Genomic DNA, 13350 nt, shown 5'->3' with positions numbered 1-13350 from the left:
TCGTGCTCACCGCCCGCCGCAAGGACCGCATCGATGCCCTCGCCGAGGAGATCACCGCGGCCGGCCACCAGGCCACGGCCTACCCCCTCGACGTCACCGACCGTGAGGCCGTGGACGAGTTCGCCACCGCCTTCAGGACCGTCGGCGTGCTCGTCAACAACGCCGGCGGAGCGCTCGGCGCCGACCCGGTCGCCACCGGGGACCCGGCCGACTGGCGCACCATGTACGAGACCAACGTCCTCGGCACCCTCCACCTCACCCAGGCCCTGCTGCCCAAGCTGGACGCGAGCGGCGACGGCACGGTCGTGGTCGTCTCCTCCACCGCGGGACACTCCACCTACGAGGGCGGCGCGGGCTATGCCGCCGCCAAGCACGGAGCCCACGTCCTCGCCGAGACGCTGCGCCTGGAGATCGTCGGCCGCCCGGTGCGGGTCATCGAGATCGCGCCCGGCATGGTCAGGACGGAGGAGTTCGCCCTCACCCGCTTCGGCGGCGACACGGAGAAGGCCGAGAAGGTCTACCGGGGCGTGCCGGACCCTCTCACGGCGGACGACGTGGCCGACACCATCACCTGGGCGGTCACCCGCCCGCCCCACGTCAACATCGACCTCATGATCGTCCGCCCCCGCGCCCAGGCCTCCAACACCAAGGTGCACCGGGAGCTCTGACGCCCGCGACGGCTCACGCGAAGGAGCGGATTCCCGTCAGGAGATCCGCTCCCCGGCCGCCTCGGAGGTCCCGGCCGCCTCAGCCCTTCACGCAGACGACCTGCTTCAGCTTCGCGACGACCTCCACGAGGTCCCGCTGCTGGTCGATGACCTGCTCGATCGGCTTGTACGCGCCCGGGATCTCGTCCACGACGCCGGAGTCCTTGCGGCACTCCACACCCCGTGTCTGCTCCTCCAGGTCCTTCGTCGAGAAGCGCCGCTTCGCCGCGTTGCGGCTCATCCGCCGACCGGCGCCGTGCGACGCGGAGTTGAAGGACTTGGCGTTCCCGAGTCCCTTGACGATGTACGAACCCGTGCCCATGGAACCGGGGATGATCCCGTAGTCCCCGGAGCCTGCCCGGATCGCTCCCTTGCGGGTCACCAGCAGGTCCATGCCGTCGTAGCGCTCCTCGGCCACGTAGTTGTGGTGTGCGCTGATCTCCTGCTCGAAGAGCGGCTTGGCCTTCTTGAACTCCCTGCGGACCACGTCCTTCAGGAGCGCCATCATGATCGAGCGGTTGTACCTCGCGTACTCCTGCGCCCAGAACAGGTCGTTGCGGTACGCCGCCGTCTGCGGGGTGTCCGACACGAAGACGGCGAGGTCGCGGTCGACCAGGTTCTGGTTGTGCGGAAGCTTCTGGGCCACGCCGATGTGGTGGTCGGCGAGTTCCTTGCCGATGTTCCGGGAACCGGAGTGCAGCATCAGCCAGACGGAATCCGATGTGTCAACACATACCTCCACGAAGTGGTTTCCGGATCCGAGCGTTCCCATCTGCTTCGTGGCGCGCTCCTGACGGAACTTGACCGCGTCCGCCACCCCGCCGAAGCGGCCCCAGAAGTCGTCCCATCCCGCCGTCGCCGGCCCGTGGAAGCGGCCGGGGTCGACAGGGGTGTCGTGCATGCCCCGTCCCACCGGGATCGCCTGCTCGATCTTCGACCGCAGCCGTGAGAGGTCGCCCGGGAGGTCGTTCGCCGTCAGGGACGTCTTCACGGCCGACATTCCGCAGCCGATGTCGACGCCCACCGCCGCCGGGCACACCGCACCGTGCATCGCGATGACCGAGCCGACCGTCGCACCCTTTCCGTAGTGCACGTCCGGCATCACGGCAAGGCCCTTGATCCAGGGCAGGGTGGCGACGTTCCGCAACTGCTGGAGCGCGCCCTCCTCCACCGTGGCCGGGTCGGCCCACATCCGGATCGGCACCTTCGCGCCCGGCACTTCCACGTACGACATAACGCCCTCATTCCCCCGGGAAACCAACAGAAGTTCCTGAATCGCAAAACCGGTGCCAAGGCCGGTGAAAAGGGATGACGGACCGGCGTCCACGGCAGTGCGTGCGATACACATTGTCTGCGAAGGGCGCCCCCCTGCGGCAAGCGATTAACCAGCGGGGACACTGGGAGGGCCCGGCCGGCACCGGCCCGCACCCACCGTCGAGAGGAGCCCGACCGTGCAGCGGAAGGCGTACGTATCCGGCGTCGCCGCGCTCCTGGCGGCCGTACTGGCCGGCTGTACCGGCAGCTCGGACAGCGGCGGCCCGTCGGACAACTCCAACCCGGGCAGCGCCGGTACGGCGACCCAGGCGGCCCAGCCCGGCAGGTACGCCACCCTGCCCGAGCCCTGCGGCGTCGTCGACCCCAGGACGCTCGACGAACTCCTGCCCGGCATCGGGGAGATGACGGACGAGAGCAAGCGCGAGAAGGCGTACGCGGGCGAGGCGACACTCACCTACGACACCGACCGCAAGGTGGGCTGCCGTTGGAAGGTGGAGTCCGCGGAGGCCACCGACCATCTGCTGATCGACTTCGAACGGGTCGTCTCCTACGACAACGCCGTCAGCGACGACGCCCAGGCCGGGCAGCTCTTCGCGACGAAGCGGTCGGAGGCGGATCTCCCCGGGCCGGTGGTGACGTCGACGGACTCCGCCCCGCCCTCCACCGAGGCATCCACGGGCCCCAGTTCGCCCCCGTCCGCCTCCCCGTCCTCCGCCTCGCCCTCCGCCGCCCCCTCCGCCCTCCAGCCGCGCGTCCTGGAGGAACTCGGCGACGAGGCCTTCCTCGACGACGCGCTCGACAGCGCCGGTTCGACGGCCCAGCAGCGCACGGTGACTGTGGCGTTCCGCACGTCCAACGTGATCGTGACCATCGAGTACGCGGAGCAGCCGATGACCGTCGGCGCCGTCCCGGACAGCAAGGAAATGCAGGACAGGGCCCGGAAACTGGCCTCCGAGCTGGCCGATTCGCTGAGCGGCTGAGGCGCCTTCACGGCCCCTGCGCTCGCCTTCGCAAACCACCCGAAGGAAGACCGTACGGCTGCGTCACCGCGTACCGTGACCCCTCGGACCCGATCCGACCGCAGGGAACACGAGCGTCATGAGTGAAGGAACCATGCAGCGACGAGCACAGCGAGAGCAGGCCGGGCGAGCGAAGCGACTCACCCGCGTCCTTGTCTGCGCGGCCGCCGTCCCGGTGATGCTGATCGCCGCCGGCTGCTCCTCGGACTCCGGCTCCGGCGACGGCGGGGACAAGGGTGCCGACGCCTCCGCCTCGAAGTCGGCGAGCCCGTCCCCGACCGTGCAGGCGGCGGCGTACCAGCGGCTTCCCGAGGCGTGCGGGGTGCTGTCGAATGAGACCCTGGAGGACCTGGCCCCGAAGGCGGAGTCGGGCAAGCAGGGCGGCTCGGACGACGTCTCCGCCCGCGCCAGCTGTTCCTGGAGCAGCCTGGACAACAACGGGGTGGAGGGGTCGCAGTTCCGCTGGCTGAACGTGTCGCTGCTGCGCTTCGACTCGGACATCACCCGCGGCGCGGGCGACAGGCTGGCCAGGGAGTACTACACCAAGCAGGTGCGGGACGCTGGGTCGGCCGAGGGCGCGAAGGGCACCAGGACGGAACCGCTCGCCGGGACCGGTGACGAGGCGACGACGGTGAGCTACGACCTGAAGAAGGAGGAAGGCACCTTCAAGCAGCAGACGGTCGTGGCACGCGTCGAGAACGTGGTCGTCACGCTCGACTACAACGGTGCCGGTCTGGCCGGGGACAAGACGCCGGACGCCGGCGACCTGCTGAAGGACGCGCAGAAGGCGGCCAGGGAGGCGGTGGCCTCGGTGACCAAGGCCAACGGCACCGGAGCGGCGAGCGGTTCGCCGTCCGCCGCGGCGCCGGCGAAGCCCTCCCGGCCCGCCTCGGAGTCCGCTTCCGGCAAGAGCTGAACCCTCTGAAACAGAACCGGCCACCCGTCTCCCGCACACATGTGCCACTCTGTTGCGCGCAACAACACGCACTGGGAGGGGAGTACGGGTGGCCGCGCCCATTCAGCTGACACGGACACACCGGGTTCTCATCGGCGTGGTCGTCGCCGGAGCCGTGATCATCGCCGGCATCGGCTTCGCGGGTTCGTACGCCGCGGTCCGTGAACTGGCCCTGCAGAAGGGCTTCGGGAACTTCAGCTACGTCTTCCCGATCGGCATCGACGCCGGTATCTGCGTCCTGCTGGCACTCGACCTGCTGCTGACCTGGATCCGCATCCCCTTCCCGCTGCTGCGGCAGACGGCGTGGCTGCTCACGGCCGCGACGATCGCCTTCAACGGCGCGGCGGCATGGCCGGATCCGCTCGGTGTGGGGATGCACAGCGTCATCCCCATCCTGTTCGTCGTCTCGGTGGAGGCGGCCCGGCACGCGGTCGGCCGGATCGCCGACATCACCGCCGACAAGCACATGGAGGGCGTCCGGCTCACCCGCTGGATCCTGTCGCCGCTCCCCACGTTCCTGCTGTGGCGCAGGATGAAGCTGTGGGAGCTGCGCTCCTACGAGCAGGTGATCAAGCTGGAGCAGGAGCGGCTGGTCTACCAGGCCCGTATGCGTTCCCGCTTCGGCCGGTCCTGGCGCCGCAAGGCCCCGGTCGAGTCCCTGATGCCGCTGCGCCTCGCCAAGTACGGCGTCCCCCTGGCGGACACGGCCCCGGCGGGTCTGGCGGCGGCAGGCATAGAACCGGCCGTCCTGCCCCCGGCCACCGACACACCGGTGGTCATGGCGAAAAGCCCCGCCGAGGTGACCACGGGCCCCGCGGCGACCGGCGGTCGTGCCTCCGGGACGGCGGGGACGGGCGCGCCGCACAGCGAGCAGCGACTGGAACTCGAGGGCAACCAGGGCCACCAGGGCCACCACGGCCACCACGGCACCGATTTCCCGGAAGGCCCCGCCCGGGACCAGAACCAGTGGCTCCACGCCCGCGACCCCCGCACGGTCGAGTACCAGGGCGGCTACGACCCCACCTACGACCCCACCTACGACCCCGACCAGGAGTACGCCCGCTGGGTCGAGGAACAGCAGCAGGCCGAGCAGTACCAGGACCAGTACCAGGAGGAGCCGCCCCTCCAGGAGCCCTCCCCGGAGGAGACCGGCAGCTTCCCCATCCCGGTGGTCCCCGGCGGCCGCACCCGTGAGCTCGGTGAGGGCGGCGGCACCCCCGCCGCCGAACCGGACGACGAGGCGTACTACCAGGTGTTCCGTCAGTCGATAGACGGCAGTTATCCGACCCCGCGCGTCCTCGGCGACAACATCGAGGCGACCTACGGCACGGTGCTGAGCCCGAGCGCGCTGAAGTCCCTCGCCGAACGCTTCCAGGCGCGCCACATGGCGGAGATGGAAGAGGACCACATCGCGTGAGGCGCGCACCCGACTGAGGGGCGACCCGGTGCCGGCACCGGGTCGCCCCTCGTTCGTACGCCGTCTACTCCCCGAGCAGTTCCCGCACCCGCTCCTGCCCCACCGCCAGCAGCAGCGTGGGCAGCCGCGGCCCGGTGTCACGGCCCACCAGCAGGTGGTACAGCAGCGCGAAGAACGACCGCTGGGCGGTCTTGATCTCCGCGGGCAGCTCCTTCGGGCCGGCGTCGGCGGAGAAGCCCGCCTGGACCTTGGGCACGCCGTAGACGAGGTGGGTGAGCCCCTCCAGGGACCAGTTGGCGGCGAGCCCGTCGAGCAGCAGCCGCAGCGACTGCTGGCCCCGCTCGTCGAGCGACTTCAGCAGTTCGGCGTCGGGTTCGGCGCGGACGATGGTGCGCTGGTCGGCGGGGACGTGCTGGTTGATCCACGCCTCGGCCCTGTCGTAGCGCGGCCGGGCCTCGTCCAGGGAGCCCAGCGGGTGCGACGGGTCCAGGTCGCTCAGGATCCGCAGCGCCTGGTCCGCGTGACCGGCCGTGATGTCGGCCACCGAGGCGAGTGTGCGGTACGGCAGCGGCCTGGGCGTCGTCGGCAGCTCACCGCTCGCGGTACGCACCGCGCGGGAGTGCGCGGCGACGTCCGCGGGCAGCGCGGAGCCTCCCCCAGAGCCAATGGCCTGGGAGGTGCCCCCAGCGACCTTGGCGTCGAGGCGGTCCCACTCGTCGTAGAGGCGCTGGATCTCCTGGTCGAAGGCGATCTTGAAGGACTGGTTGGGCCGGCGGCGGGCGTACAGCCAGCGCAGCAGCTGCGGCTCCATGATCTTCAGCGCGTCGGCCGGGGTGGGCACCCCGCCCTTCGACGACGACATCTTCGCCATGCCGCTGATGCCGACGAAGGCGTACATCGGCCCGATGGGCTGCTCGCCGCCGAAGATCCCGACGATCTGCCCGCCGACCTGGAACGACGAGCCGGGGGACGAGTGGTCGACACCGCTGGGCTCGAAGATCACGCCCTCGTAGGCCCACCGCATCGGCCAGTCGACCTTCCAGACCAGCTTGCCGCGGTTGAACTCGCCCAGCCGGACGGTCTCGGAGAAGCCGCACGTGGTGCAGGCGTAGGTCAGCTCGGTGGAGTCGTCGTCGTAGGAGATGACGGTGGTGAAGTCCTTCCCGCAGTTGCCGCAGTACGGCTTGTACGGGAAGTACCCGGCCGAACCGGAGCTGCCGTCGTCCTCGGCGGCGGCGCCCGAACCCTCGGCGGCCTCCAGCTCGGCCTCGTCGACCGGCTTCTGCTGCTGCTTCTTCGCCGGGGCCTTCTTGGTGCGGTACTGGTCGAGGATCGCGTCGATGTCGCCGCGGTGCTTCATGGCGTGCAGGATCTGCTCGCGGTAGACACCGGAGGTGTACTGCTCCGTCTGGCTGATCCCGTCGAACTCCACGCCCAGCGCGGCCAGCGACTCGACCATCGCGGCCCTGAAGTGCTCGGCCCAGTTGGGGTGCGGCGAGCCCTTGGGGGCGGGGACCGAGGTCAGCGGCTTGCCGATGTGCTCCGCCCAGGACTCGTCGACGCCGGGGACACCGGCCGGGACCTTGCGGTACCGGTCGTAGTCGTCCCAGGAGATCAGGTGCCGGACCCGGTGGCCGCGGCGGCGGATCTCGTCGGCGACGAGGTGCGGGGTCATGACCTCGCGCAGGTTGCCGAGGTGGATCGGGCCGGAGGGGCTCAGCCCGGACGCGACGACCGCAGGTTTGCCCGGGGCACGACGCTCCGACTCGGCGATGACCTCGTCCGCGAAACGGGAGACCCAGTCGGTGGTCTCTGTGCTCTGAGCCACGATCGGCACGTCCTTCTTTCTGCTGGAGCAGCCGGCACGGTCGCACGGCTGGCCGCTCCATTCTCCCAGCAACGGCGGCAACGGCGAAAACGCGTTCTCACCGGCCTGCCCCGGCCGCGGCCCGCGGCCAGAAAGCGGCTTGGCCGCCCATGGGATACTGACCAGGTCTATCTGAACCCACGAGGAGAACGGCACCCACTCCTATGGCCTCGGTCACATCGCTCACCGATCTCGTCAACCAGCAGCTCGGGTCCGCCGTCTCCGCCACCCGGCCGGAGGCGACCGCGGACCCGCTGCTGCGACGCAGTGACCGGGCGGACTTCCAGGCCAACGGCATCCTGGCGCTGGCGAAGAAGTCGAAGGCGAACCCGCGCGAGCTGGCGACCGAGGTCGTCGCCCACATCGCCACCGGCGACGAGCTGATCAAGGACATCGAGGTCTCCGGCCCCGGCTTCCTCAACATCACCGTCGCGGACCGGGCGATCACCGGGAACCTCGCCGCGCGGCACGCGGACGGCGAGCGTCTCGGCGTGCCGCTGAAGGAGAACCCGGGCGTCACGGTCGTCGACTACGCCCAGCCGAACGTGGCGAAGGAGATGCACGTCGGCCACCTGCGGTCGGCGGTCATCGGCGACGCGCTGCGCTCCATGCTCGACTTCACCGGCGAGAAGACGATCGGCCGGCACCACATCGGCGACTGGGGCACCCAGTTCGGCATGCTCATCCAGTACCTGTTCGAGCACCCCGGCGAGCTGGCCCCGGCCGAGGACGTCGACGGCGAGCAGGCCATGTCGAACCTGAACCGGGTGTACAAGGCGTCGCGTGCGGTCTTCGACGCGGACGAGGAGTTCAAGGAGCGGGCCCGTAAGCGGGTGGTCGCCCTCCAGTCCGGTGACAAGGAGACGCTCGAACTGTGGCAGCGGTTCGTGGACGAGTCGAAGGTCTACTTCTACTCCGTCTTCGAGAAGCTCGACATGGAGATCCGCGACGAGGAGATCGTCGGCGAGTCCGCGTACAACGAGGGCATGCCGGAGACCGCCCGCCTCCTGGAGGAGACGGGCGTCGCGGTGCGCTCCGAGGGCGCGCTCGTGGTGTTCTTCGACGACATCCGCGGCAAGGACGACCAGCCGGTTCCGCTGATCGTGCAGAAGGCGGACGGCGGCTTCGGCTACGCGGCCTCCGACCTGACCGCGATCCGCAACCGGGTCCTCGACCTGCACGCGAGCACGCTGCTGTACGTCGTCGACGTACGCCAGTCGCTGCACTTCAAGATGGTCTTCGAGACCGCCCGCCGGGCCGGCTGGCTCGGCGACGACGTCACCGCGCACAACATGGGCTACGGCACGGTGCTCGGCGCGGACGGCAAGCCCTTCAAGACGCGTGCGGGCGAGACCGTACGGCTGGAGGACCTGCTGGACGAGGCGGTCGACCGGGCCGCGGAGGTCGTCCGGGAGAAGGCGCGGGACCTCACCGAGGAGGAGATCCGGGAGCGGGCCGCGCAGGTCGGCATCGGAGCGGTGAAGTACGCGGACCTGTCGACGTCGCCGAACCGCGACTACAAGTTCGACCTGGACCAGATGGTCTCGCTCAACGGCGACACGTCCGTCTACCTGCAGTACGCGTACGCCCGCATCCAGTCCATCCTGCGCAAGGCCGGCGAGGTCCGTCCCGCCGCCCACCCGGAGCTGGCACTGCACGAGGCGGAGCGCGCGCTGGGCCTGCACCTGGACGCCTTCGGGGACACCGTCTTCGAGGCGGCCGCGGAGTACGCCCCGCACAAACTGGCTGCGTACCTGTACCAGTTGGCGTCCCTGTACACGACGTTCTACGACAAGTGCCCGGTACTGAAGGCCGATTCGCCGGAGCAGGTGGAGAACCGCCTGTTCCTGTGCGACCTCACGGCCCGCACGCTCCACCGGGGCATGGCCCTGCTGGGCATCCGGACGCCCGAGCGGCTCTGAGCACTCCCGTGCCGGCCGCGGGCCGTTCGTGGACGGCCGCTGGTCCGGACGCTGGTCCGGACCCGGTCAGATCCGGTTGGCCCAGGCCTTGAAACCGGCCCGGGTCCCGTTGCCCGCGATGCCGTCGATCGCGCCGCTGTAGTCGCCGTTGGCCCTCAGCAGCCGCTGCAGTGCCTTGATCGTGTTCGGGCCGACGACTCCGTCGATCGAGTCGTTGTAGTCCCAGTACTGCCGCAGGCAGCGCTGGAACGCCTTCCAGCTGTTGGTGCCGAGGTACCCGTCGATCGAGTCGTTGTAGTTCCAGTGCGTCGCCAGCCAGCGCTGGACCCTCCGGGCCTCCGCCCGGGTCAGCCCCAGGTTCTCCGTGGCGAGCGCGGCCTGCTCGCCGTTCACGGCCTGCTGCTGAACCGACGCGGGAGCGGCGACGGCCGTGCCCGCGGTGGCCAGACCACCGGCGAAGATGCCTGCCACGGCGGTGGCACTGACGACGGCCTTGGTGAGTGCTCGCATCCTGTTCCCCTCAAGTAGCGTGCGACGGACCGAGCCGGCCTCCCGGTCGGCTCGGCACCAAGACTGCGGGGCCGACACGCCGCCCGGCCACAGTTGACGCACAAGTGGCGGTGTCCCGGGACGTCCCACGCGTTGACCTGCCGGGACGTCGTACGCCGCGTCGCCCGGGCGGGACGGGCGCGCACCAGGATGGCCGGTTTCGCACCGGGGCGGGAGCCGCCGTTCCATGGGCGCGTGAGGGCTGATGCAGAATGAAACCGGGACAGGGGGGCCGCTGTTCCGACCGGCGCGGTCCTGAAACGCGTATGGGGGAAGCATGCCGCGTTGGAAAGAGCTGCCTACCGAACTGCATCCAGGAGTCCGTCAGTTGGCTGTGCGGTTACGTGCGGTCAAGGACCACAGCGAGCTCACCACCCGCCAGCTGGCCGCGAAGACCGGGTACAGCCCGCGATCATGGCAACGTTATCTGAACGGCACGTCGCTGCCGCCCCGGGAAGCCGTCGAGGCGCTGGCCCGTATCGGCGGGGACGACCGGAACCGTCTTCTGGTGCTGCACGAGTTCGCCGCCGAACGCTGGGCGGAAGGACGCCCGGCCGCCCCGGGAGCTCCGCAGGAGGACCCGGCCGTACCGCACGACGCACCCGTGGGGCGTCGGCCACGCGGACGACTCCGGTGGGTGGTGGTCAGCACCCTGTCGGTGGCCCTGGTGCTGTCCGTCTCGGTGTCGCTCCTCCTGGCCGTGCGGCTCAGCGAGACCCGGGCACAACTCGCGAACGCCCGTGCCGGTGCGGGCGCGGCGGCACCCGCCGTCGTGTCGGAGACCATGGTGCCGGTCGTGTACACCTGCGAGCCGGAGCAGCGTGACGGCCGCTGGTACGCGGGCCTCAGCAGCACCACGGTAGCCATTCTGGCGTACACCTACATGGGCCCGGAGGTTGCGGAGGCCCAGTGCCTGCTGGACCGGGCGGGCTTCCCGCCGGGGGACATCGACGGCGTCTTCGGCCCGCTGACCCAACGAGCGGTCCAGCGCCTGCAGACGCGCGAGGGGCTGGTCGTGGACGGTGTCGTCGGCCCGCACACCTGGAAGGCCCTGCGCCGGGGGGAGGCACGGTGAGCGCGGCACACACCCGGCTGACGGCGACGTTGCGGGAGCTGCGGACCCGTACGGGGCTGAGTCTGGCGGCGCTGTCGGCGCGGACGGCATACAGCAAGTCCTCGTGGGAGCGGTACCTCAACGGCAAGAGCCTGCCGCCCCGCCAGGCCGTGCGGGACCTGTGCCGGGTCGCGGGCGAACCGGACGGGCGCGCCCTGGCCCTGTGGGAGATCGCCGAGTCGGAACGGAGCGGACGGGCGGCGTCGGCCGCCCCCGCCTCCGCCCCCGCCTCCGTCTCCGCCCCCGCCTCCACCCCCGTCTCCGGCGGCCCGCGGCCCGCACCGCAGGAGGCGCCGCCGGCCTCCATGAGCGGCCGGCCCCCCGGTCACGGGGGCCGCAGGCCGGTGGTGCTGTCGGTGGTGCTGTCGGTGGTGTCCACCCTGGTCGCCGTCGGTCTGGCCGCCCCGGCGCTCCTCCTGCTTCCCGGCAGTCCGGGCGAGGCGGAGGATCCCCTGCCGGCCTCCGCCCCGTACTCCCTGGCCCCCCAGTGCCACGGAGCCCACTGCGAGGGCCTGGACCCGATGCGGCTGATCTGCGGCATCGCCCCCGAGAGTCTCGCCACGTACCGCACCGTCGGCGGCGCCCATGTGGAACTGCGCCACAGCAGGAAGTGCGGCGCGGGCTGGGCCCGGGCCTGGGGGACGAGGATCGGTGACCGGCTGGAGGTCACCGCCGGCGGCGCGGCCCACGCCGTACGTGTCAGGAGGGAGGCCGACACGAGAACCTACGTCTACACCCCGATGGCGGCCGCCCGCCCCGGCAGCACCGTCCGGGTCTGCTTCCGGCCCGCGTCGGCCGCCGCCGAGCGGGAGTGCTTCGAGGCCCGCGTGGGTGAGGCCGCCGCCGAAGCTCCTCCGGCCTCACCCCGGTAGCGTCCCTGCCGCGGTGGGTCCCGCCGTCAGCTCTTCACGCCGACCGCTCCGTAGACGTTGATGTCGGCGTCCGTGACGTCGTCGATGTCGGCGTAGCGGACCCGCTCGATGGGGTCGAGGCTCTCCAGGTAGGAGGCTTCCGGCTGCTCGGGGACGGGCGCCGCACGGTCGGGGTGCCAGCGGTGGACGGGCACGACTCCCGGGTCGACGACGTCCAGGCCGTGCTCGGTGAAGAAGCGCCCGACGTCCGCGCGGGTACGCAGCACGAACGTGAACCCTCGTTCGGTGTAGGTGCGTTGCACCGCCCGCACGTTCTCGGGGTTGAGATCCTCGGTGAGGTGGCTGAGCACCACGCGGCTGCCGGAGGGCAGCGCCTCGACGAGTTCACGCACGATCGGGTATGCCTCCCCGTCCTCGACGAAATGCAGGACGGCGACCAGGCACAGGGCGATCGGCCGGTCGAAGTCCAGTGTCTTTGCGGCCTGTTCGAGGATGGCCGCCGGGTCCTTCAGGTCCGCGTCGACGTAGTCCGTACGTCCCTCGGGACCGCTGGTGAGCAGGGCGCGTGCGTGCGCCAGCACCACCGGGTCGTTGTCGACGTAGACGACCCGCGACTCGGGGGCCACGCCCTGGGCGATCTGGTGCACGTTCTCGGCGGTGGGCAGCCCGGTGCCGATGTCGAGGAACTGGCGGATGCCTTCCTCGGTCACCAGGGTGTTCACCGCGCGCCGCATGAAGTCCCGGTTGTGCCGGACGTCGAGGTAGCCGCGCGGGTTGGCGGCGAGTGCGGCGCCCGCCGCCGAGCGGTCCGCGGGATAGTGGTCCTTGCCGCCGAGGAACACGTCGTAGACCCGGGCCGGATGCGCCTTGCTGCTGTCGATCCGCCTGCGCAGCTCGGCGGGATCCTGGCTGAGCGCGTCACCGGACATGGGCGTCTCCCTTGAGGGGTTGGTGAGGCCGGTCGGCGCTCAACAACCTAACGCGCGGACGCACTTGATGTGCCGGGTTCGTGTGGCGGGCTACTCGAGCTCCGTCGTGCCCTCCGGCACCCACCCCTCGCCGCCCAGCGGGAACTCGTACGCCGGGCGCCCGTTGTTGCCGCTGGTGCGGAAGGGGCGCCCCTTGTCGTCCACGGTGAGCGTGCCGCCGCGGGAGCCGCTGGACCACTTCAGCTCCAGGTACCAGTCCACGTCGTACGCGGAGGCGTCGGCGGTGATGTAGTAGACCTCGGGGTCGGACTCGCTCACCTTGAAGGGGAAGTCGCGGTGCCCGGACTCCGGTGTCAGGGCCGGCCGCGCGGCGTCCAGGGCGACCGTGAAGGCTCGCGTCGGTACGCCGCCGCCGCAGCCGACGCCGGGGTAGCCCATCGCGAAGTCGTTCCAGGCGAGCGGTGTCCGCTTGCCCGCGATCCGCACGGTGAGGTCCTCCACGACCACCGTCTCCGCACTCGTCCCCTGCACGGTCAGCCGGAGGTACTGCTTCCCTGACGCGACGGCGCCGGCGGCCCCGGCCCAGGCCGGTGCGTCCTGCTCCGTCGGCGGCGGGCCCACCCGGCCCGCGGGGCGGTCGATCAGGTACCGCTGCGAGCAGGGGCTCTCCCAGGCGTACGGCTCGGCCCGGACGGTGACCGGCACGCCCCCGGCGTCTCCGGTC

General features: G+C 70.9%; 11 protein-coding genes and 1 pseudogene. 7 read left to right on the top strand and 5 right to left on the bottom strand.

Annotated features, from left to right (window positions below; genetic code table 11):
- The coding region (locus B9S61_RS06530) for an SDR family NAD(P)-dependent oxidoreductase (protein WP_103541380.1) at positions 1 to 668 on the top strand (668 nt) is incomplete at its 5' end.
- Between the two features lie 79 nt (positions 669 to 747).
- Here the strand turns inward: B9S61_RS06530 and B9S61_RS06525 are convergent.
- Entirely contained in the window at positions 748 to 1941 is a 1194-nt protein-coding gene (locus B9S61_RS06525; protein WP_103541379.1) for an RtcB family protein, read from the bottom strand.
- Between the two features lie 217 nt (positions 1942 to 2158).
- On the opposite strand from B9S61_RS06525, the gene B9S61_RS40685 reads away from it, so the two are divergent.
- From B9S61_RS40685 to B9S61_RS06510, 3 genes are all read left to right on the top strand, one after another.
- Positions 2159 to 2962, top strand: coding sequence for a hypothetical protein (locus B9S61_RS40685; protein ID WP_103541377.1), 804 nt, complete (start codon positions 2159 to 2161; stop codon positions 2960 to 2962).
- Positions 2963 to 3080: 118 nt separating this feature from the next.
- Positions 3081 to 3917, top strand: a complete 837-nt coding sequence (locus tag B9S61_RS06515) for a DUF3558 family protein (protein ID WP_103541375.1) — start codon at positions 3081 to 3083, stop codon at positions 3915 to 3917.
- Between the two features lie 88 nt (positions 3918 to 4005).
- Positions 4006 to 5373 carry a DUF2637 domain-containing protein gene (locus tag B9S61_RS06510; RefSeq protein WP_103541373.1) on the top strand — a complete coding sequence of 456 codons (1368 nt, stop codon included), beginning with the start codon at positions 4006 to 4008 and terminating at the stop codon, positions 5371 to 5373.
- 64 nt (positions 5374 to 5437) lie between these two features.
- On the opposite strand, the gene lysS is transcribed toward B9S61_RS06510, so the two are convergent.
- Complete coding sequence (lysS, locus tag B9S61_RS06505) at positions 5438 to 7210, bottom strand: lysine--tRNA ligase (protein ID WP_103541371.1); 1773 nt, start codon at positions 7208 to 7210, stop codon at positions 5438 to 5440.
- 194 nt (positions 7211 to 7404) lie between these two features.
- Between lysS and argS the strand changes: the two genes are divergently transcribed.
- Complete coding sequence (gene argS / locus B9S61_RS06500) at positions 7405 to 9162, top strand: arginine--tRNA ligase (protein ID WP_103541369.1); 1758 nt, start codon at positions 7405 to 7407, stop codon at positions 9160 to 9162.
- A 66-nt stretch (positions 9163 to 9228) separates the two neighbouring features.
- Here the strand turns inward: argS and B9S61_RS06495 are convergent, their stop codons facing one another.
- Complete coding sequence (locus B9S61_RS06495; protein WP_103541367.1) at positions 9229 to 9672, bottom strand: peptidoglycan-binding protein; 444 nt, start codon at positions 9670 to 9672, stop codon at positions 9229 to 9231.
- Positions 9673 to 9988: 316 nt separating this feature from the next.
- Here B9S61_RS06495 and B9S61_RS06490 point away from each other — a divergent pair, with 316 nt between their 5' ends.
- Entirely contained in the window at positions 9989 to 10786 is a 798-nt protein-coding gene (locus B9S61_RS06490) for a peptidoglycan-binding protein (RefSeq protein WP_103541365.1), read from the top strand.
- A complete protein-coding gene (locus tag B9S61_RS06485) occupies positions 10783 to 11697 on the top strand; it encodes an XRE family transcriptional regulator (protein WP_103541363.1) in 915 nt (304 codons plus the stop codon). The genes B9S61_RS06490 and B9S61_RS06485 overlap by 4 nt, the downstream gene beginning before the upstream one ends.
- A 26-nt stretch (positions 11698 to 11723) precedes the next feature.
- On the opposite strand, the gene B9S61_RS06480 is transcribed toward B9S61_RS06485, so the two are convergent.
- Together B9S61_RS06480 and B9S61_RS06475 are read right to left on the bottom strand one after the other, a co-directional pair.
- Positions 11724 to 12626, bottom strand: a complete 903-nt coding sequence (locus B9S61_RS06480) for an SAM-dependent methyltransferase (protein ID WP_103541361.1) — start codon at positions 12624 to 12626, stop codon at positions 11724 to 11726.
- Between the two features lie 90 nt (positions 12627 to 12716).
- Positions 12717 to 13350 (bottom strand): annotated as a pseudogene (locus B9S61_RS06475) (transcriptional regulator); the annotation flags it as partial.

Source organism: Streptomyces sp. SM1, from assembly GCF_002910825.1.
Taxonomy (GTDB): Bacteria; Actinomycetota; Actinomycetes; order Streptomycetales; family Streptomycetaceae; genus Streptomyces; species Streptomyces okerensis.
Note: the sequence above shows the minus strand (reverse complement) of the source record. Positions and strands in the feature narration are given on the sequence as shown.

Coding starts and splice junctions, on each gene's coding strand:
- B9S61_RS06490 (WP_103541365.1), top strand. CDS start 9,989: ATGCCGCGTTGGAAAGAGCTGCCTACCGAACTGCATCCAGGAGTCCGT.
- argS (WP_103541369.1), top strand. CDS start 7,405: ATGGCCTCGGTCACATCGCTCACCGATCTCGTCAACCAGCAGCTCGGG.
- B9S61_RS06525 (WP_103541379.1), bottom strand. CDS start 1,941: ATGTCGTACGTGGAAGTGCCGGGCGCGAAGGTGCCGATCCGGATGTGG.
- B9S61_RS06495 (WP_103541367.1), bottom strand. CDS start 9,672: ATGCGAGCACTCACCAAGGCCGTCGTCAGTGCCACCGCCGTGGCAGGC.
- B9S61_RS06515 (WP_103541375.1), top strand. CDS start 3,081: ATGAGTGAAGGAACCATGCAGCGACGAGCACAGCGAGAGCAGGCCGGG.
- B9S61_RS06480 (WP_103541361.1), bottom strand. CDS start 12,626: ATGTCCGGTGACGCGCTCAGCCAGGATCCCGCCGAGCTGCGCAGGCGG.